The sequence below is a fragment of the Pseudoxanthomonas winnipegensis genome (assembly GCF_004283755.1).
Taxonomy (GTDB): domain Bacteria; phylum Pseudomonadota; class Gammaproteobacteria; order Xanthomonadales; family Xanthomonadaceae; genus Pseudoxanthomonas_A; species Pseudoxanthomonas_A winnipegensis.
In genome coordinates this window covers 241,339-260,085 of sequence record NZ_SHMH01000005.1, presented here as the reverse complement: position 1 = coordinate 260,085, position 18,747 = coordinate 241,339, and the positions used below count along the sequence as shown (strand labels likewise).

The window sequence follows — 18,747 nt, the reverse complement described above, 5'->3', positions numbered from 1 at the left end:
TGACTTCAAGCTGCCGGCTGACCGGTTGTTCAGCGATTGCGCGTCGATTTCGTCAATGTCATCAAGCTCCTACCGCGGCCGCTTCGCGCCCTCGCCCACCGGCCCGCTGCACGCCGGCTCGCTGCTGGCCGCGTTCGGCAGCTGGCTGCTGGCGCGCCACGCCGGCGGGCAGTGGTGGGTGCGGATCGAGGACCTGGACCCGCCGCGCGAAGTCCCCGGCGCCGCGCAGTCACAGCTGCAATTGCTGGAAAAACTCGGCCTGCGCAGCGATGGACCGGTGCGCTGGCAGCACACGCGCGGCGATGCCTACGCTGTCGCGCTCGAGCGCTTGCTGTCGCGCGGGCTGGCCTTCGAATGCCACTGCAGCCGCGCCGACCTGGCTGCCACCGGCGGGGTCCATCACCAGTGCGTCGCCCGGGCCCGGCGGCCCGATCCGGCCATCCGGCTGCGCGTACCCGGTGACTGCATTGTCACCTTCGACGACGGCCTGCAGGGCCCGCAGCGCCAGGAGGTCGGGCGCGTGGTCGGCGACTTCGTCCTGCGCCGCGCCGACGGGCCCTGGGCCTACCAGCTGGCGGTGGTGGTGGACGACGCGGACCAGGGCATGACCGATATCGTGCGCGGCGCCGACCTGCTGGACTCCACGCCGCGCCAGATCCTGCTGCAGCGGGCGCTGGGCCTGCCCACGCCGCGCTACCTGCACCTGCCGGTGCTGCTGGATGCCCACGGGCACAAGCTGTCCAAATCCAAAGGCGCGCAGGCCCTGGACGCCGACAACCTGCTGCCCGCGCTGCGTTCGGCCTGGGTCCAGTTGGGCCAGGCGGCGAGCGTGCTGGAGGGGGCCGAGACGGTGGACACGCTGCTGCATGCGGCGCAGCATGGCTTCGACCCCGCGCGCCTGCCCGCTTCTGCGGGAATCCATGCTGCGCCGCACAACAAAAATGCTGCAGGTGCTGACTAGAATCGCCAGCCCCTTGCCTCCTTAGATGCACTTCTCCATGACTCCTCGCGTTGCACTGGTTACCGGCGGGACCGGCGGCATCGGCACGGCCATCTGCCGCAAGCTGGCGGGTCTGGGCCATCGGGTGGCCACCAACTACCGCGACCCGGTGCGCGCCCGCACCTGGCAGCAGCGCATGGCCGACGAGGGCGTGGACATCGCCCTGGTGCAGGGCGACGTGCGTTATCCCGAGCAGGCGCAGGCCATGGTCGATGAGGTCACCGCGACGCTGGGGCCGGTCGACATCCTGATCAACAACGCCGGCATCACCCGCGACACCACCTTCCACAAGATGGACGCGGCGCAGTGGAACGAGGTGATCGACACCAACCTGTCCTCGGTGTTCAACATGACCCGGCCGGTGATCGCCGGCATGCGCGCCCGGCGCTGGGGCCGGATCGTGCAGATCAGCTCGATCAACGGCCAGAAGGGCCAGTACGGCCAGGCCAACTACGCCGCGGCCAAGGCCGGCATGCATGGCTTCACCATCTCCCTGGCGCAGGAGAACGCGCAGTTCGGCGTCACCGTCAACACCGTCTCGCCCGGCTACATCGCCACCGAGATGGTGATGGCCGTGCCCGAGGAGATCCGCAACAAGATCGTGGCCCAGATCCCCACCGGCCGTCTGGGTTCGCCCGAGGACATCGCCTATGCGGTGGCCTTTTTCGTGGCCGAGGAGGCGGCCTGGATCACCGGCGCCAACCTGTCGGCCAACGGTGGTCAGTACATGGGCTGGTGAGTCCGACCAGGGTGCCCGGCGCGTGCCCGGGCGGCCTCGCCCGACAGTGCCACTCCACACCCCAAACGCTCCCAAAGTATGGTTGCGCCGCAAAAAACCCGGGCGCATGCTCCGCGCACATTGATTGAGGTGACTGCTCCATGGCTGCGATCCGGATCATCAAGAAGTACCCCAACCGTCGTCTCTACGACACCGAAATCTCCAGCTACATCACCATCGAGGACGTGCGCCAGCTCATCGTCGATGGCGAAGAGTTCGAAGTGCGCGACGCCAAGAGCGGTGAGGACCTGACCCGCCTGGTGCTGCTGCAGATCATCAGCGACCAGGAGCAGGACGGCGAGCCGCTGCTGTCCACCCAGCTGCTCAGCCAGATCATCCGTTTCTACGGCGATTCGCTGCAGGGCTTCATGGGCAACTACCTGGAGCGCTCGATGCAGATGTTCATGGACCAGCAGGCGCAGTTCCGCCAGCAGATGGGCAACCTGCTGGGTCAGACGCCGTGGGCGATGATGAACCAGCTCACCGAGCGTAACCTGGAGATCTGGCAGGACTTCCAGCGCAATCTCACCAGCGGCCTGAGCCGTGGGCCCACGCGTCCGACTTCCACGACCGGCACGGGCGGCAGCAACGGCGCGAAGGATGGCCCGACGACGCGCGAGAGCTCCAGCAAGTCCACGCGCCGCTAAAAGCGCGGCGTTTTTCGCACTGCGAAGCGGCCGATCCGCTTCGACCGACCGACGCCCCGGCCTGGCCCGCGGCGTCAGATCCGACCGGCAGCGATGGCGCCGGCAATACGGCTCAAGTCATTCGTGCGTCGCGCACTCCCGCAACGCCGAGCTCGCGAGCCGGATTTCTTCAAGCAATAACCAGGCGGCACGCGCAGCAAGCGCTATCTGCTCAGGGTGCCTGTACGAATCTCAGCGATTAATCAGGCAGGCCTCGCATTGATCGCGGCCTCGCGGTGAATGCGACTGAGGGCAGGAAGGCGACGCCTTCGGTATTGCTCTACCCCGCGCCATGCTGCGCAGCATGGATTGCCGCATCACTAAGACAAGACCCGCACAGACGGGGCCGCAAGCCTGCGGAGTATCCTTGCGCGCTGTCCTTCATCGATCCTGCATCCATGACTCCACGCATCGCATTGGTGACCGGCGGCATCGGCGGCCTGGGCACGGCGATCTGCCGCGCCCTGACCGAGGCCGGCCACACCGTCATCGCCACCGACCTGCCGGCCGAGCCTGCGCGCCTTGAGGCCTTCCAGGCGGCCACCGACGGGCGCGTGGCCTTCGAACCGGCCGATGTCGGCGACGATGCGCAATGCGCGCAGCTGATCGCCCGCGTCCAGGCCACGCACGGCGCGCTGGACATCCTGGTCAACAATGCCGGCATCACCCGCGATGCGACCCTGCGCAAGATGGACCTGGCGCAGTGGAACGCGGTCCTGCAGGTCAATCTGACCAGCGCCTTCCAGCTGTGCCACCACGCCGTCGCCGGCATGGTCGAGCGCGGCCATGGCCGCATCGTCAACATCAGCTCGGTCAGCGGCCAGACCGGCAACTTCGGCCAGGCCAACTACGCGGCGGCCAAGGCCGGCCTGCATGGGCTGACCATGTCGCTGGCGCGCGAGGTCGCCTCCAAGGGCGTCACGGTCAACAGCGTGTCCCCGGGCTATGTGCGCACACCGATGACGGCGGCCATGCCGGCCGAGGTCCTGCAGCGCACCACGGGCCTGGTGCCGGTAGGCCGGCTGGGCGAGCCGGAGGACATCGCCCGCGCGGTGCGCTTCCTGGCCGAGGACGCGGCCGGTTACATCACCGGCGCCAACCTGCCGGTCAACGGCGGGCTGTACATGGGCTTCTGAAGACGCGCTACAGCGGCTGGTCGCTCGCCGGCTGGCCGCCGCAGTAGCGGGCGCGGAACTGTTCGGCCTCGGGCATCAGCTGCTGCAGGCGAGCGATGCGGTTGGACGGGTCGGGGTGGGTAGAGGCGAACTCCGGCGGACGCTCGCCGCCGCCCAGCTGGGACATGCGCTCCCACAGCGGGATCGCCTGCTGCGGGTCGTAGCAGGCCGCCGCGGCCAGCATCAGGCCGACCTCGTCGGCCTGCGATTCGTGGTTGCGGCCGTAGGGCAGCACCATGCCGTACTGCACGCCGGCGCCCAGCGCGGCCATGGTCTGCTGGTCCATGCCGGACATGCCGGCGGCCACCTGCCCCATCTGCACCAGCTTCTGCTGGGCCATGCGCTGGGAGCTGTGGCGCAGCAGCGCGTGGGCGATCTCGTGCCCCATCACCACCGCCAGCGCATCGCGCGTCTGCGCGATCGGGAACAGCCCGGTGTAGACGGCGATCTTGCCGCCCGGCAGGCAGAACGCATTGGCCTCGTCCGAGCGCAGCACGCTGACCTGCCAGTCGTAGCCGGACAGGTCCGGCGCCGGCTGGTCGTGCTGCTTGGCCAGGTCGGCCGCCACCTGCGGCACGCGCGCGATCAGGCGCTGGGCGATGGTCGCCACTTCCTGGCTGGTCGGGTCGCTGGCCGGCAGCAGCGCGCCCTGCTGGCGCGCCTCGCCCAGCACCTGCTGGTAGGCCTGCACGCCGAGCTCGGATTCCTCGCTGGGCGTGGCGCCGTAATGCGCGTCCTGGCCGGTGTAAGGATCGGTCTGGCGGCTGGAGATCCACTGAAACGCCGCATAGCCGGCGAACAGCAACAGGATCCACCAGCGGATCCCGAATCCGCGCCGCCGCTGCATGCCCCCATTGCCATAAGCCGCATTCATGCCTTGATCCTTGTCAGATGCCGCGCACCACGCGGAAGCCTACCCGCGCACTGGTCATGTCCGAGTCCTGCGAGGCACGCCACGCCGCCCGCGCCTGCTGCGGCGAGGAAGCCCACCCGCCTCCCCGGATCACCCGGGCCCGGCAGCCGGGATTGAACCACGCCGCGCCGTCGCCCGGCGCACGCCGGAAGCTGGCGTGCCAGCAGTCGGCGACCCACTCGCTGATGTTGCTCCCTACGTCGTACAGCCCCCAGGCATTCGGCTTGAACGTGGCCACCGGCGCCGGGCCCCACCAGCCATCGCCGTAGCCGACGAAGGCGTTGCCCCAGTGGCGACCGCTGGGCGAGACGTCGTTGCCGCCGGTCAGGTTGCCCACGCCCGCCGGCGGCGGGGTCGAGTTGCCCCACGAATAACGCCCCTGGCTGCCGGCGCGCAGGATGTATTCGAACTCGGCCTCCGAGGCCAGGCGGTAGGCGTGCCCGGTCTGCTCGGCCAGCCAGTCGGCGTAGGCCTCCGCGTCGCGCACGCTGACGTGCAGCACCGGCATGTCGTCGGCCGCCTTGGCGCCGGCGTAGTCGGACTGCCAGTCCACGCCGCTGCGGCGCACGAAGTTGCCGCTGCGCTCGTCGTAGACGATCGAATGCCCGCGCCGCGTCGCCCGCGACCGGTATTGCGTGGCCTGCACGAAGCGACGGTACTGGCCCACCGTCACCGCCGTGCGCGAGACGGCGAAGCCGCGGTCGAAGCGCACGTAATGCGCCGGCTGCTCGGCCTCGGACGCGCCCGGCTCGTCCTCGTCGGCGCCCATGCGGAAGGCGCCATGCGGCACCACCACCATCACCGGCGTGCGGCCACCGCCGCGCATGGCATCGGTGAAGGACTGGCCGGGCCGGAACAGGCCGTAGTGCGTGGCCAGATCGATGCGCTGGCGCAGGTCGGCGGCCACCGGATCGCCCGGCCGGGCGATGCGCAGGGCGGCTTCCAGCTTCTGCCGCGCGTCCTTCAGGCCCAGCGGCGAGACCAGATCGTCCACGCCGGCGTCGCGCAGCGCGGCGATCTGGCGGGTGCGCTCGGCTTCGATGCGCGCGTAGCCGTCCTTGACCGTCTGCGCGTCCTCGCGCACGCCGTTGGCGAAGCCCATCCAGCGGGCGGCCTCGTCGAAGTCGCCGGCGCGCGCGGCGTCCTCGGCGCGGCGGATGAAGGCGCTCTCCGTGGCCGCCATGCCCTGCAGGGCGCGCGGCTGGTCCGGCGCCTGCGCCAGCACGGCGCGGAAGGTGCTCAGCGCGCCATCCTTGCCCCCCTCGCCCAGCAGGCCCTGGCGCAGCTGGCTCTCGCCGGTGGCGTTGAGCCGGGCCAGCTGCTCGGCCAGATCGACCTGCTCCAGATACGGTTCGGCGCGCGGATCCTGCGCCAGCACGGTGCGCACCACCGCGGCGATGCGCACCGCGCGCGCCAGCGCCTCCGGATCGTCCTGGGCGGCGGCGACCGCGCGCCGGCCCTGGGCCAGCAGGGCGGTGCCGGCGTTGGCCAGGCCGCGCTTGGCGACCGCGTCGCTGGGATTCAGGCGCAGCAGCGCCAGGTACAGCGGGATGGCATCGCGCGGCTGTTCGAACAGGTCGCCCGCGCGCAGCGCGGCGGCGGCCTCGCGGCGCGCCTGGCGCACCTGGCCCGGCTCCAGCGCCAGCGCGGGCGGCGACCAGTTCAGCGCGGCATCGCCGTTGCTGTCGCTGATGGTCACGCTGGGCATGCGCGCCGGCGCCTGGCCGGACGCGGGGGCCGGGCTGGCCACGGGCGCGGCCGGCCGCGCGGCGGGCTCGGGCGCGCGGTCGCAGGCTGTCAGCAGCAGCGCCAGCAGCGCCGGGGCGAATCGCCGCAAGGTTCCTCCCGTCATGATCCAAAGGCGGCCGATGGCCGGGGACGTTAGGCTATTGTCGCCCCAACCGCGCCAAGGCGTGTGCAAGCCTGCGCGACGGGGCGCCCCCCCTGGTTCCCAACCTCGAGACCCGCGTGCCCCTCTGGATCGACACCCCCGACGCGCTGCGAGCGCACCTGCAGCAGCTGCCCGCCTGGGTGGGCCTGGACACCGAATTCATCCGCGAGAAGACCTTCTGGCCGCAGCTGGCCCTGGTCCAGATCGCCATCGGCGACACCATCCTGCTGGTCGACCCGCTGGTGCCCGGCATGCCGCAGGCCCTGGCGCCGCTGCTGTCCGATTCTGGCGTGGTCAAGGTGATGCATAGCGCCAGCGAGGACCTGATCGCGCTGCGCTGCGCCTGCGGCGTGCTGCCCTCGCCCTTGTTCGACACCCAGATCGCCGCGGCGCTGGCCGGCATCGGCGGCGGCATGGGCTACCAGAAGCTGGTGGCGCAGATCACCGGGGTCACCCTGGCCAAGGGCGAGACCCGCTCGGACTGGCTCAAGCGCCCGCTCAGTCCCGCGCAGCTGGAATACGCGGCCGACGATGTGGTCCACCTTGGCGCGCTGTACGCGGCGCTGACCGAGAAGCTGCAGGCGCTGGGCCGGCTGGAGTGGCTGCAGGCCGATGGCGCACGGCTGATCGCCCAGGGCGAGGACGATGGCGGCGAGCGCTGGCCGCATCTGGCGCTGCGCAGCGCGCAGTTCCTCGATGCGCCGGCGCAGCATCGCCTGCTGCGGCTGCTGCGCTGGCGCGAGGCGCAGGCGCGCGCCAGCGACCGGCCCAAGAGCTGGATCCTGGACAACGAGCTGGCCGTGACCCTGGCGCGCACGCCCATGGCCTCGCGCGAGGCGCTGATCGACTGGCTCGAACGCCAGCCCAAGTCGCCGCGCAAACTGGCCGACGCGCTCTGGCAGGCCCTGTCCACGCCGCTGCCGGACGAAGCCGACGCCCCGCTGGCGAAGAACGGCGACCAGGACAAGCAGCGCCTGAAGAAGCTGCAGGACGCCGTGACCGCGCACTCGGCCGCGCTCGGCCTGCCCGACGGCATCCTCGCCTCGCGCCGCTGGCTGGAGGCGCTGATGGAGCACGGCCAGTGGCCGGCTGCGCTGGAAGGCTGGCGCCGCGCCCAGCTCGAACCGGTGCTGGCGCCGTTGCTGGCCTCGCCACGGGCCTGACGGCAGGCCCGTCCGAGAGCGCGAATCCCGCTATCGCGCCAGCAGGCCAGGCGCTACGCTACGACGTCCTCCGGACCGGTCCTTCGCACGCGCGGCCTCGCGCTGCGAATGCGAGCCCGGCGCGGGACGCCCCGTCGCCCGCCTCGGAGAAGCTAATGTCTCGGTTGCACCGTCCTGCCTTGTTCTTCGCCAGCACCACGCTGTTGCTGTCCGCGCTGCTGGCCATGCCGACGCTGCTGGCGCAGCAGAAGCCCGAGCCCGATCGCCCCGCGCACTTCGTCGTGCCCGACGACCCGGAGGCGGATTTCGTCCGCCGCGAGGTCGAGATCCCGATGCGCGACGGGGTCAAGCTGCATACCGTCATCCTGGTGCCCAAGGGCGCCCATCGCGCGCCGATGCTGCTCACCCGCACGCCCTACGACGCCGATGGCATGACCACGCTGGCCAAGAGCAACCGCCTGGCCGCCGTGCTGCAGGGCTACGACAACTTCCCCGAGCTGTTCAACAAGCACGGCTACATCCGCGTGGTCCAGGACATCCGCGGCAAGTACGGCTCGGAGGGCGACTACGTCATGAACCGGCCGCAGATCGGCCCGCTCAACGACAGCAACGTCGACCATTCCACCGACACCTGGGACACGGTGGACTGGCTGTCCAAGAACGTGCCCGAGTCCAACGGCAAGGTCGGCATCCTGGGCATCTCCTACGACGGCTTCACCAGCCTGATGGCGCTGTTCCATCCGCATCCGGCGCTCAAGGTGGCCATCCCGATGAACCCGATGGTCGACGGCTGGCGCGGCGACGACTGGTTCCACAACGGCGCCTTCCGCCAGACCAACCTGCCCTACATCTACGAGCAGGAGGCCACGCGCGGCAACACCATCCACTGGATCCAGACCGACGCCGACGACTACGACTTCTACCTCAAGGGCGGCGCGGCCGGCCTGATCGGCAAGCGCCGCGGCATGGACCAGCTCGGCTTCTTCCGCAAGCTGCTGGCGCACCCGTCCTACGACGCCTTCTGGCAGGAACAGGCGGTGGACAAGCTGCTCGCCAAGGAGCCGCTCAGCATCCCGGTGATGCTGGTGCACGGCCTGTGGGACCAGGAAGACATCTACGGCGACATGGCCGTGTACGCGGCGCTGGAACCCAAGGACACGCGCAACGACAAGGTGTTCCTGGTGATGGGCCCGTGGAACCATGGCGGCCAGCGCGAGGACGGCACCCACCTGGGCGCGATCAAGTTCGACACCGACACCGCAGCGACCTTCCGCCGCGAGGTGCTGCGCCCGTTCCTGGACCACTATCTGATGGACGACGCGCCGCCGATGCAGGTCTCGCCGGTCACCGTCTACCGCACCGGCGAGAACCATTGGGAGCACCTGAAGTCCTGGCCGCAGGGCTGTGCCTCGGGCTGCCGCATCGCCGAGCAGCCGCTGTATCTGAAGGACAACGGCACCGCGGGGTTCGATGCGCAGGCCACCGCCGGCAGCGACGAATACGTGTCCGATCCGTCCAACCCCGTGCCCTTCCTGCCCCGGCCGCTGCCGGCCACCGGCTACGACGACAACCCGTGGCCGAGCTGGCTGGTCAGCGACCAGCGCCAGGCCGCCGCCCGCCCGGACGTGCTGACCTTCGTCACCGAGGTGCTGGACGCGCCGCTGCGCATCAGCGGCACGCCCAAGGTGGACCTGCGCCTGTCCACGACCGGCAGCGACGGCGACTTCGTGGTCAAGCTGGTCGATGTTTATCCGGACGTGGTGCCGGACGATCCCAAGCTGGGCGGCTACCAGCTGATGGTCTCGGCCGACATCCTGCGCGGGCGCTATCGCGAGAGCCTGGAGCACCCCAGCGCGATCCCGTCCAACACCACCGTGCCGATCCGCTTCGACCTGCCCGTGGCCAACCACACCTTCCTGCCCGGGCACCGGGTGATGGTGCAGGTCCAGTCGAGCTGGTTCCCGCTGTACGACCTCAATCCGCAGACCTTCGTGCCCAACATCTTCCTGGCCCAGCCCAAGGACTACCGCGAGGCCACCATCAGCGTGAAGCTGGGCGGCGCGCAGGCCAGTTCGGTGCTGCTGCCGGTGGTCAGCGGCATCAAGTGATGCAACACGGCGGCGTCGATTCGACGCCGCCGTGCCCTTGCGCAAGCCGACGCTAGCATCCCCCGCATGTCTTCCGATGTCCCCCCCGAGGCGGCCGCCCGGCCGCTGCGCATCGATCCGGGCCTGCGCCTGGATCAGGACGACCTGAGGATCCTGCAGATCCTCTCGCGCCAGGCGCGCGTGACCAAGTCCACCCTGGCCAGCGAGATCGGCCTGTCGATCACGCCGACCTGGGAGCGCGTGCGCAAGCTCGAGGCCGCCGGCCTGATCCGCGGCTACCGCGCGGTGATCGACTGGCAACGCCTGTTCAAGACCAGCCAGGTGCTGGTGCAGATCGTGCTGGGCCAGCACACCGCCGCCTCGATGCGCACCTTCGCCCAGCGCATGGCCGACGCCCCGGAAGTGGCGTTCTGCTACGCCACCGGCGGCGGCATCGACTACATCGCCATGATCGAGTGCAGCGACATCGCCCAGTACCAGGCCTTCATGGAGCAACTGCTGCGCGAGGACCTGGGCATCGCCCGCTACTCCACCTACGTGGTCACCAAGGCCATCCGCGCCCCGGGCGAGCGCCCCCTGCCCGCCCTGGACCCGCCGCGGGAGGGCTGAGCGCCAGCAAGGCGCGTGTCCGGTCCGCCCCGGAACGCCTCCGCGCTATCGCCCGGCGATCGCACGCAGACCGGTTGGCAATCCGCAGGCGCATCGCTAGAATGGCGCTCCCCTTGGGGCCATAGCTCAGCTGGGAGAGCGCGTCGTTCGCAATGACGAGGTCGGGAGTTCGATCCTCCCTGGCTCCACCAAATTTCCGTCCTAGACGGTGCGACCAAGGCTGGAAAGACCTTATTCTAAGGGCTTCCCGGCCTTTTTTGTATCCAGCGAAGTCCAGCCTAGACCAGCCAAATCCGGCGGTAAGAGGCGGTAGATTTGGCGGTAGCCGGGGCACTCCCTTAGCCTGTTACCGTCAAGGAGCTGCCCAATGCCTCTCACCGATACCGCCATCCGCAAAACCAAACCAGCTGATAAGCCTCAGAAACTGCGCGATGGCAACGGCCTGTATCTACTGCTGCGCCCGGATGGCGCACGCTGGTGGCGCTATGACTACCGACGCCCAATCACCGGCAAGCGCAATACGCTCTCGTTCGGCACCTACCCAGAGGTAAGCCTCGCAGACGCGCGCGAACGGCTTGCAGAAGCACGCCGCCAACTTGCGGCCAAGATCGATCCCGGCGAACAGCGGAAGGCTATCCGAGCCGCCGGAGAGGCCGCAGCAGCGAACAGCTTCGAGGTCGTAGCCCGCGAATGGTTCGCCAAGCAGCAGAAAGATTGGAGCGTCCAGTATGCGGACAAGATCATCCGACGCTTGGAAAGCGACATCTTCCCTTGGATCGGTGCCCGTCCAGTCGGAGCCATCACAGCCTCAGAGCTGCTGAAGCACCTTGAGCGAATCGAGCAGCGAGGGGCCATCGAAACTGCCCACCGCGCTCTACAGACCTGCGGAGCGGTCTTTCGTTATGCCGTGAGGACCGGGCGAGCTGACGGCGATCCAACAGGAGCACTAAAGGGAGCGCTGACGCCGTGGCGCCCTATGCCATTCGCCTCCGCAACGACTCCGACAGCGGCAACTGCCCTCCTTAAGAAAATCGACAGCAGCACCAGCAGACCCGTTGTTCGTAGCGCACTGCGACTAGCCCCATTACTCTTCGCTCGACCCGGCGAACTTGTTCGGATGCGATGGAGCGAGTTGGACCTGCATGCGGGCCAATGGCGCTATTTTGTGACCAAGACTAAGCGCACCCACATCGCTGCCCTTTCCTCGCAAGCGCTTGAAATCCTGCGCGAACTGCATCCCCTGACCGGGCGCGGCGAGTTCGTTTTTCCTGGCGGGCGCGACCCGCGCAAGCACATGTCAGCTAACGCCATTCTTGTAGCTGCACGGCGCTGCGGCATCGAGAAGGACGAGAGCACCATTCACGGCTTCCGACACATGGCAAGCACTCTCCTCAATGAAATGGGCGGATGGAATCCGGATGCGATTGAGTCGGCACTAACCCATAAAATGCCCGGCGTGCGCGGAATATATAATCAAGCCCAGTATCTTGATGAACGCAAAAATATGATGCAAAAATGGGCGGATCACCTAGACTCGCTGAAGCACAGCAAATCACTCAAATACGGGCCCAAGATAGAGCTTGCCGCTTAGCTCATGCCAACAAATGAATCAATCCGGCTTATAAATTGAATAAAGCTCATCCTCGAATGCTTTAACAAGCAGGGGCGCCACTAGCCCCTGCTGCAGCCACTGCAATGATTTTAAACGCGCCCCAATTTGAGCGTGACTCAAATGCGGAATAAACTGCGGCTGCTTAAAGAAATGCAGGGCGACGGAAAGCGCCAAGTCCTGAGTTGAGTAAGGCACAGGCCCCGAATTTAGGGCTCGCGCCTGCTCTTGAACGCTGTTCGCAGCAATCGTCCGCGCCAGTAAATCGTCACCTGCTAGCGAGGCAGCAAGATCAACATTCGCACGCTTTGGCGGAGGGGGATTCCCATACATTGCAAATATCAGCGCATCAAGCGCATTATCAGGCCGCCTCTTCCTACGGAAAATATTAAACACAAGCCCCCCCTAAATAATAGGATTACTTCCCATGGCACGATGCAGCAAGACGAATGACTCACGAGCACGCACAAGCCCCAGCCGCATATCCGTAAGTGAATCTACCGGCCTATCCATGTAGAACGCCATATCGCCAGGGGATCCGATCATGCCATCCAGCACCTCAAGCTGAGTCCCAGCGATTAATGGGTTTGCGACCTTCCCATAACTGAGAGAATTCGCGAGGCTCTTCAGGCATATTGCGATAAAATAGGTCTTCTCTGCTGCATCATGCCCTGCACTAGCAGCAACAAAATCCGCTTTAGCCTTTACCGCTGAAGCAAGCGCCTCAACGGCATTGATGCTTTGGCGGAACCTCCAGAAGTTCCAGAGGTAACGCGCAAGCCAAAGACAGGCCGCACATATCGCGACTGTTCCCACGAACTCAAGCATTGCGCCTCCTGCGTCGACGGCATCTGTATCGTTTTGCGACTACTGCTGGCCTGGGGAACCGGTGCACTGAAACTCGACTGTGACACGTCTTGATCCACAGTTGCCAAAGCCACGGCGTGAAAGGCACTCCGTGCTCTGCGATCCGAACGGCTCCGCTCCCTTATATCCCCAGTTTTTGCACTTCTGCTCGGCAAGCTGGATTGCCTGCTGATCGCTCATGTCGGGGCGCTGGAACTCGTTGCGCTCATACGAAAGCGCGACGACGCCGTCTGCGCGACTCGCTTTGGTAACAAGCCAGTCCGCGTGAGTGGCGCACGCACTGAGGAGAAGCACGACCCCGGCCGCGCTGCAAAGCTTCAACTTCACTGTGGATCCCCTTGTCCTAGATTCGTTATCCGTGAGCCAGCCCTCGCGCTCAAGTCGAATGATAGGACCACCTTGCCCCACTGTCACTCATAGAGGGTGAACTCATAGGGCGTGGCCCGATAGAGGCTGCACCGGCATCGTTCTCAAATGCCGGATAACGCGATGCCCACTGATCCGCGAGCCCTGTTCGGCCTCCGCCTTGCCGAGCTGAGACGAGCCCGAGGGTTCTCCCAAGAGCGCCTTGCGCTGGAGAGCGGGATTGCGCGCAGCTATCTGGGCGGGGTTGAACGCGGGCAGCGCAACATCGCGCTATTGAACATTTGCCGCCTCGCCGATGCGCTGGGGGTACCTCCTGCCTCTCTGCTGGAGCCTCCCCCTCCGAAGACAAGCCGGCCTGAGAGCCTCCAACTGACCTCGCTAAACGACTGATTTATATAGTCAGTGCGTTTCAGTACACCTAGGAGGGGAGAAACGCTCCTCTTGGCGCGCTTGCCCTAGGCACACGAAGCAAACTCAGCGGTGTGATGCCGCCGAGCCCAAGCCATGCGCGTCTCCCATGACTCAATTTGGAGACCAGCTATGAATTATGACGCCGCGCTTGAGCAATTCAGGCGCAACCCTCAACAGCTTCTACCCACCAGCGACCTTCGGCTCGCTGACGCTTTGCAGCCCAGGGTGGCCCGCATCGTTCCAATTCGAGACAAGGGCCGGGTGGAGCAGAGCCGCGAGCAGCACATCGCCACCCTCCGACTGGCGCTAGAAGCGTCCGAACAGACGCAACTTGATCCGGTATGGATAGCACTCATCGAGCAGCCTGCGCCGGTAGCCGAAGGCTTATATCTTGTTGACGGTCATCATCGCCTGACTGCTTATAAGCAAGCAGGGCGAGACGATATCCCCGCGAGCATCTTGCCGATGGAGTGGCACGCGGCCGTTACTGTCTCGAAGCTGGTGAACTGCACGGGCAGATCGCTTGCCCTTCACAAAGAGCAGTGTCGCGATGCCGCTTGGCAGTACCTTGCCATCCTTACGAACCGTGGCACCAACGACCTTCCAAAGGGCGAGTCCTTACGCTCGGTCGCAGGCCGATTTGGCATCAGCAAGAACACGGTCAGCAGCATGCTGACTTATCTGCCCCGCGTGGTTCCTACGGAATTCAATTCACTGTCAATTGATCCTGGCACTGGCTGGCCGAGATGGCGATACGTGCGGGAGGCCAACAGCCCGTGGCAGACAAACTTGCCCAGCTCTGACCAGCAGAAGCTCGACAGGGATGCGGAGAGGGTCGCGCGCAACATCGTCAAACTCGTGGATGGCTCATCCCCAGCCGTGCGCGCCAGAGCACTAGAGATGCTGGCAAACGACGAAGTGGATGCCACTGACCAACTTGCATCCGTGGAGCTGCTCGCTCGCCTCAGCCCTGCACCACGCCTATCTTGTCCCAATTGACCCACCCGCTGTCCCAGCGCAACTACTGCATCTGGACAGCTGAGAGCACTAGCTCGGCTCGGCCACCTCGCTGGTGGAGAGTCGAACCAAATTTTGCTGCGCAATTGCGCGCCCCTCACTCAAACAACTAAAGACCCCTCCGTCCCCGTGCCCCTCCATCGAATGGGGGCTACTCCGGCGATAGGCGTCTCCCTACCCAAGGCTCTCTGCGCACACGCGCAGCGGGCCTTTCTCATTTCAAGGAAGCCATGACAACTCAACCACAGACGACGCTGCCGTATCACTTCATGCGCTTGCCCGAGGTCATCGCGACTGTCGGCGTAAGCAAGTCCACGCTCTATGCTTGGGCGGCTGCGGGCAAATTCCCGAAGCCAGTACAATTCCCCGGTGGCAACATCGCGGCCTGGATGTCCACCGAAGTAGCCGCATGGATGGAAGCAGCAGTAGCTACACGCGATGCCACGCAGGGCCTAGCCGCATGACCCTGACGGTAACTATGGCGGTAACAGGCGAGCTTATAACTCTACAACCTCTTGCATTACAGTGGGTTGCGGCTATTATTCGGGAGACCCTGGCCCACCAAGTTCCAAGAAAAAGCCCGCCATCGGCGGGCTTTTTTATTGCGCGCGTCTTGGACTCAGAGCGCGATCGGACGCAGCTTGCCCTGGTGCAACTCCAGCGTGCGGTCCAGGCGGGCGGCCAGGCCACGGTCGTGGGTCACCAGGACCAGGCTGGTGCGCTGGGCGCGGTTGAGGTCCAGCATCAGCGAGAACACGGTCTCGGCGGTCTTGTCGTCCAGGTTGCCGGTCGGCTCGTCGCCCAGCACGCAGCCGGGGTTGTTGACCAGCGCCCGGGCCACGGCCGCGCGCTGGCGCTCGCCGCCGGAGAGCTCGCCCGGCTTGTGTTCCAGGCGATGGCCCAGGCCGACGTGCTCGAGCAGCGTGGTCGCGCGCTGACGCGCCTCGCTCAGATCGCCGCCACCCAGCGCCACCGGCATCATCACGTTCTCCAGCGCGGTGAACTCGGGCAGCAGGTGATGGAACTGGTAGACGAAGCCCAGCGCCCGGTTGCGCAGCTTGCCGCGCGCCGCATTGGACAGGCCCGACATCTTCTGCCCGGCGACGAAGACCTCACCCGAAGTCGGCGTGTCCAGGCCGCCCAGCAGGTGCAGCAGCGTGCTCTTGCCGGCCCCGGACGCACCGACGATGGCCACGGTCTCGCCGGCCTGCACGTCCAGATCCAAGCCGTCGAAGACCGGCGTCTTCATCTTGCCTTCGGCATAGGTCTTGGCCAGCGCCTGCGCGCGGATCACGCTACTGTCTTGCATCGGCTTACTCATAGCGCAGGGCCTCGGCCGGGTCGGTGCGCGCTGCGCGCCAGGCCGGATACAGCGTGGCCAGGAAACTCATGGTCAGCGCGACCAGGGCGATCACCACGATCTCGTGCGGGTTGAGCACGTATGGCAGGCCGGTGATGTAGTACACGTCCGAGGGCAGCAGGACCACGTGGAAGGTGTGCTCGATCAGCTCCAGGATGCGCTCCAGATTCATGGTCAGCACGATGCCGCTGATCACGCCGACCACGGTGCCGATCACGCCGATCAGCGAGCCCTGCACCATGAACACCTGCATCACCCCGCGCGGGGTCAGGCCCAGCGTGCGCAGGATGGCGATGTCGGCCTGTTTGTCGGTCACCAGCATCACCTGCGAATTGACCAGGGTGAAGGCGCCCATGAGGATGATCAGCGACAACAGCACGCCCATCACCGTCTTCTCCATCTTCAACGACTGGTAGAGGTTGGCGTTGTCGCTGGTCCAGTCGCTGATGCGGTATGGATAGGGGTTCACTTGCTGCAGGCGCATGGCCAGGTCGCGCGCCACATCGGACGCCTGGTCCATGTCGTGCAGCATCAGACGCACGCCGGTGACGCCGTCGCCCATGCGCTTGAGCCGCTGCAGGTCCTGCATGTCGACGAAGGCCATGCCCTTGTCGATGTCGTTGTAGCCGACGGTGAAGATGCCGGTGACGGTGAAGCGCTTGGTCTGCGGCAGGGCGCCGACGATCGTGCTCTGCACGTCGCTGGTCAGCACGTTGACCTTGTCGCCCACGCGCACGTTCAACCATTGCGCCAGCTCGCTGCCCAGCAGGATGTTGAACTTACCCGGCTGCAGCGAATCGACCGAGCCCTGGTCCATCTTCTTGGCCAGGACTGAAACGTGCGCTTCCTGGTCGGGCACGATGCCGCGCACCACCGCCGGCATGTTCTGCGTCGCGTTGCCGGCGATCAGGCCCTCGCCATCCACATACGGCGCCGCCCCCGCCACCCGCGGGTCCTCCATCGCCAGCTTCACCGCCGTCTGCCAATCCCGCATGGGCTCGCCAGTCGAGGACACGGTCGCGTGCGCGGTCATCTGCAGCAGGCGGTCGCGGATCTCGCGCTGGAAGCCGCTCATCACCGACAGCGTGGTGATCAGCACCATCACGCCCAGCGCGATGCCGATGATCGAGGCCATCGAGATGAAGGAGATGAAGCCGTTGCGTCGCTTGGCGCGCAGATAGCGCAGGCCGATGGCGACCGGGATGGGTTTGAACATTGCGGCCTGCGGTGAGGTGAACCAGGCCGTCGCGGGCCTGGCGGTGCGCTATGGTGCCATCGCCGCGCCGCGCGCGGAAACGGCCAGCCCCTCGGCGGCCAGACGCAGTTCACGTCGTGCGCGCGCCTCCAGCGTATCGGGCCACCAGACCAGGTGACCGCGCCGGCCGGTGGCGTCGCGCCAGGCCAAAAACGCCAGCGGTCCGCGCCACTGCACTTGGCAGCGCGTCAGCGTTACGCCATCCAGCGTGGGCGCGGCGTCGCCGCCGGGGATGACCAGCAGGCACGATGGCCGCCGCAGATAGCGCCGCAACGACACGCTCGCCTGCGCCGCGCTGCACGGCCCCAGCAGCGCGATCCCCCAGCCCGGCAGGGCGCTGGCCAGCACCGCGCAGACCGCGAGCACGCCGATGAGCGCCAGCGTCGCGCCCAGCAGGCGCGAGGGGCGCCACTCAAGCCGGCAGCTGGCGGATGCGTTCCATGAGCTGGGCGAGCGCGGCATCGGGGCATTCCTCGTAGCCCATGAACCAGCGCCAGAGCTTATCGTCCTCGCATTCGAGCAGCGCTAGGAAAACCGCCCGCTGTTCCTCGGAATCGTCCTGCCAGGCGTGGTCCAGGTAGCGCTCGAACAGCTGGTCCAGCTCGCGCATGCCGCGTCGGCTGCGCCAGCGCAGGCGCTTGATCACCGGGTCGAAGGTGGGGTCGCTCGCATCGCTCATGGGCGTGTCCAGTTCGTGGAAAGCAAAACGCCCTCCATCGGAGGGCGCCGTGCGTGCAGCAGTCGAAGCGATCAGGCCGCGCGGGCCAGCATCAGCTTCTTGATCTCGGCGATCGCCTTGGCCGGGTTCAGACCCTTGGGGCAGGTGCGCGCGCAGTTCATGATGGTGTGGCAGCGGTAGAGCTTGAACGGATCTTCCAGATCGTCAAGGCGCGCACCGGTGTCCTCATCGCGCGAATCGATGATCCAGCGGTAGGCCTGCAGCAGGATCGCCGGGCCCAGGTAGCGCTCGCCGTTCCACCAGTAGCTCGGGCAGCTGGTCGAGCAGCACGCGCACAGGATGCACTCGTACAGGCCGTCGATCTTCTTGCGGTCCTCGGGCGACTGCAGCCGCTCGCGGTCCGGCGCCGGGCTCTGCGTGCGCAGCCAGGGCTTGATCGAGGCGTACTGGGCGTAGAAGTGGGTCAGGTCCGGCACCAGGTCCTTGACCACGTCCATGTGCGGCAGCGGATAGATCGGCACCTCGCCGCGGCCGCAGTCCTCGATGGCCTTGGTGCAGGCCAGCGTGTTGGTGCCGCTGATGTTCATTGCGCACGAGCCGCAGATGCCCTCGCGGCAGGAGCGGCGGAAGGTCAGCGTCGGATCGATCTCGTTCTTGATCTTGATCAGCGCGTCCAGAACCATCGGGCCGCACTTGTCCAGATCCACCTCGTAGGTGTCGGTGCGCGGGTTCTGGTCGTCGTCCGGACTCCAGCGGTAGATCTTGAAGGTGCGCGTGTTCTTGGCGCCCTTGGCGGGGAAATGCTTGCCCTTGCCGATTTTGGAATTCTTGGGGAGTGCAAACTCAGCCATGGCTTTAAA

Annotated in this window: 21 protein-coding genes and 1 tRNA gene; 12 read left to right on the top strand and 10 right to left on the bottom strand. The window is 66.6% G+C overall.

Annotated elements, in window-relative coordinates:
• Positions 1-55 precede the first annotated feature (55 nt).
• From gluQRS to phbB (EAT51_RS11510), 4 genes are all read left to right on the top strand, one after another.
• Positions 56-961 (top strand): tRNA glutamyl-Q(34) synthetase GluQRS, encoded by a 906-nt coding sequence (gene gluQRS, locus EAT51_RS11525; RefSeq protein WP_130561647.1) that lies wholly within the window; start codon positions 56-58, stop codon positions 959-961.
• Between the two features lie 37 nt (positions 962-998).
• Positions 999-1,739, top strand: a complete 741-nt coding sequence (phbB, locus tag EAT51_RS11520) for an acetoacetyl-CoA reductase (RefSeq protein ID WP_130518095.1) — start codon at positions 999-1,001, stop codon at positions 1,737-1,739.
• 140 nt (positions 1,740-1,879) lie between these two features.
• Positions 1,880-2,425 carry a polyhydroxyalkanoate synthesis repressor PhaR gene (gene phaR, locus EAT51_RS11515; RefSeq protein ID WP_130561646.1) on the top strand — a complete coding sequence of 182 codons (546 nt, stop codon included), beginning with the start codon at positions 1,880-1,882 and terminating at the stop codon, positions 2,423-2,425.
• A gap of 437 nt (positions 2,426-2,862) precedes the next feature.
• Entirely contained in the window at positions 2,863-3,600 is a 738-nt protein-coding gene (phbB, locus tag EAT51_RS11510) for an acetoacetyl-CoA reductase (protein ID WP_130561645.1), read from the top strand.
• Positions 3,601-3,607: 7 nt separating this feature from the next.
• Here phbB (EAT51_RS11510) and EAT51_RS11505 read toward each other — a convergent pair whose 3' ends face one another.
• Both EAT51_RS11505 and EAT51_RS11500 read right to left on the bottom strand, forming a co-directional pair.
• Positions 3,608-4,513, bottom strand: coding sequence for a M48 family metallopeptidase (locus EAT51_RS11505; protein WP_130561644.1), 906 nt, complete (start codon positions 4,511-4,513; stop codon positions 3,608-3,610).
• 13 nt (positions 4,514-4,526) lie between these two features.
• Entirely contained in the window at positions 4,527-6,404 is a 1,878-nt protein-coding gene (locus EAT51_RS11500) for a formylglycine-generating enzyme family protein (protein ID WP_130561643.1), read from the bottom strand.
• 116 nt (positions 6,405-6,520) lie between these two features.
• Between EAT51_RS11500 and rnd the strand changes: the two genes are divergently transcribed.
• The 5 genes from rnd to EAT51_RS11475 all read left to right on the top strand — a co-directional run bounded on the left by rnd (position 6,521) and on the right by EAT51_RS11475 (position 11,914).
• Positions 6,521-7,606: a ribonuclease D gene (gene rnd, locus EAT51_RS11495; protein WP_130561642.1), complete on the top strand. Its 1,086-nt coding sequence runs from the start codon at positions 6,521-6,523 to the stop codon at positions 7,604-7,606.
• A gap of 155 nt (positions 7,607-7,761) precedes the next feature.
• Positions 7,762-9,714, top strand: coding sequence for a CocE/NonD family hydrolase (locus EAT51_RS11490; RefSeq protein WP_130561641.1), 1,953 nt, complete (start codon positions 7,762-7,764; stop codon positions 9,712-9,714).
• Positions 9,715-9,780: 66 nt separating this feature from the next.
• The gene (locus tag EAT51_RS11485) at positions 9,781-10,323 is read left to right on the top strand and encodes an Lrp/AsnC family transcriptional regulator (RefSeq protein WP_130561640.1); all 543 of its coding nucleotides are present in this window, start codon (positions 9,781-9,783) and stop codon (positions 10,321-10,323) included.
• 115 nt (positions 10,324-10,438) lie between these two features.
• Positions 10,439-10,514 (top strand) — tRNA-Ala (locus EAT51_RS11480).
• A 176-nt stretch (positions 10,515-10,690) separates the two neighbouring features.
• The gene (locus EAT51_RS11475; protein WP_130518079.1) at positions 10,691-11,914 is read left to right on the top strand and encodes a tyrosine-type recombinase/integrase; all 1,224 of its coding nucleotides are present in this window, start codon (positions 10,691-10,693) and stop codon (positions 11,912-11,914) included.
• A gap of 18 nt (positions 11,915-11,932) precedes the next feature.
• Here the strand turns inward: EAT51_RS11475 and EAT51_RS11470 are convergent, their stop codons facing one another.
• Genes EAT51_RS11470 through yecR form a run of 3 tightly spaced genes read right to left on the bottom strand, consistent with a single transcriptional unit; the run spans position 11,933 to position 13,093 of the window.
• Positions 11,933-12,328 (bottom strand): hypothetical protein, encoded by a 396-nt coding sequence (locus tag EAT51_RS11470; protein WP_130518077.1) that lies wholly within the window; start codon positions 12,326-12,328, stop codon positions 11,933-11,935.
• A 9-nt stretch (positions 12,329-12,337) separates the two neighbouring features.
• Positions 12,338-12,760, bottom strand: coding sequence for a hypothetical protein (locus tag EAT51_RS11465; protein WP_130518075.1), 423 nt, complete (start codon positions 12,758-12,760; stop codon positions 12,338-12,340).
• 39 nt (positions 12,761-12,799) lie between these two features.
• Positions 12,800-13,093: a YecR family lipoprotein gene (gene yecR / locus EAT51_RS20905; protein WP_425478211.1), complete on the bottom strand. Its 294-nt coding sequence runs from the start codon at positions 13,091-13,093 to the stop codon at positions 12,800-12,802.
• A 180-nt stretch (positions 13,094-13,273) separates the two neighbouring features.
• Between yecR and EAT51_RS11455 the strand changes: the two genes are divergently transcribed.
• The 3 genes from EAT51_RS11455 to EAT51_RS11445 all read left to right on the top strand — a co-directional run bounded on the left by EAT51_RS11455 (position 13,274) and on the right by EAT51_RS11445 (position 15,057).
• A complete protein-coding gene (locus EAT51_RS11455) occupies positions 13,274-13,555 on the top strand; it encodes a helix-turn-helix domain-containing protein (protein ID WP_425478189.1) in 282 nt (93 codons plus the stop codon).
• 150 nt (positions 13,556-13,705) lie between these two features.
• The gene (locus tag EAT51_RS11450) at positions 13,706-14,575 is read left to right on the top strand and encodes a ParB N-terminal domain-containing protein (protein ID WP_228257901.1); all 870 of its coding nucleotides are present in this window, start codon (positions 13,706-13,708) and stop codon (positions 14,573-14,575) included.
• Between the two features lie 248 nt (positions 14,576-14,823).
• Positions 14,824-15,057 carry a helix-turn-helix transcriptional regulator gene (locus EAT51_RS11445; protein WP_228257900.1) on the top strand — a complete coding sequence of 78 codons (234 nt, stop codon included), beginning with the start codon at positions 14,824-14,826 and terminating at the stop codon, positions 15,055-15,057.
• Between the two features lie 155 nt (positions 15,058-15,212).
• On the opposite strand, the gene lolD is transcribed toward EAT51_RS11445, so the two are convergent.
• From lolD to EAT51_RS11420, 5 genes are all read right to left on the bottom strand, one after another.
• Complete coding sequence (gene lolD, locus EAT51_RS11440) at positions 15,213-15,914, bottom strand: lipoprotein-releasing ABC transporter ATP-binding protein LolD (RefSeq protein WP_130518069.1); 702 nt, start codon at positions 15,912-15,914, stop codon at positions 15,213-15,215.
• Positions 15,907-17,169, bottom strand: coding sequence for a lipoprotein-releasing ABC transporter permease subunit (locus tag EAT51_RS11435; protein ID WP_130518067.1), 1,263 nt, complete (start codon positions 17,167-17,169; stop codon positions 15,907-15,909). Before EAT51_RS11435 ends, lolD begins: the two co-directional genes overlap by 8 nt.
• 48 nt (positions 17,170-17,217) lie before the next feature.
• The gene (locus EAT51_RS11430; RefSeq protein ID WP_130518065.1) at positions 17,218-17,670 is read right to left on the bottom strand and encodes a hypothetical protein; all 453 of its coding nucleotides are present in this window, start codon (positions 17,668-17,670) and stop codon (positions 17,218-17,220) included.
• Positions 17,621-17,887, bottom strand: coding sequence for an FAD assembly factor SdhE (locus EAT51_RS11425; protein WP_130518063.1), 267 nt, complete (start codon positions 17,885-17,887; stop codon positions 17,621-17,623). The genes EAT51_RS11430 and EAT51_RS11425 overlap by 50 nt, the downstream gene beginning before the upstream one ends.
• Positions 17,888-17,958: 71 nt before the next feature.
• The gene (locus tag EAT51_RS11420) at positions 17,959-18,738 is read right to left on the bottom strand and encodes a succinate dehydrogenase iron-sulfur subunit (RefSeq protein ID WP_130518061.1); all 780 of its coding nucleotides are present in this window, start codon (positions 18,736-18,738) and stop codon (positions 17,959-17,961) included.
• Positions 18,739-18,747 lie beyond the last annotated feature (9 nt).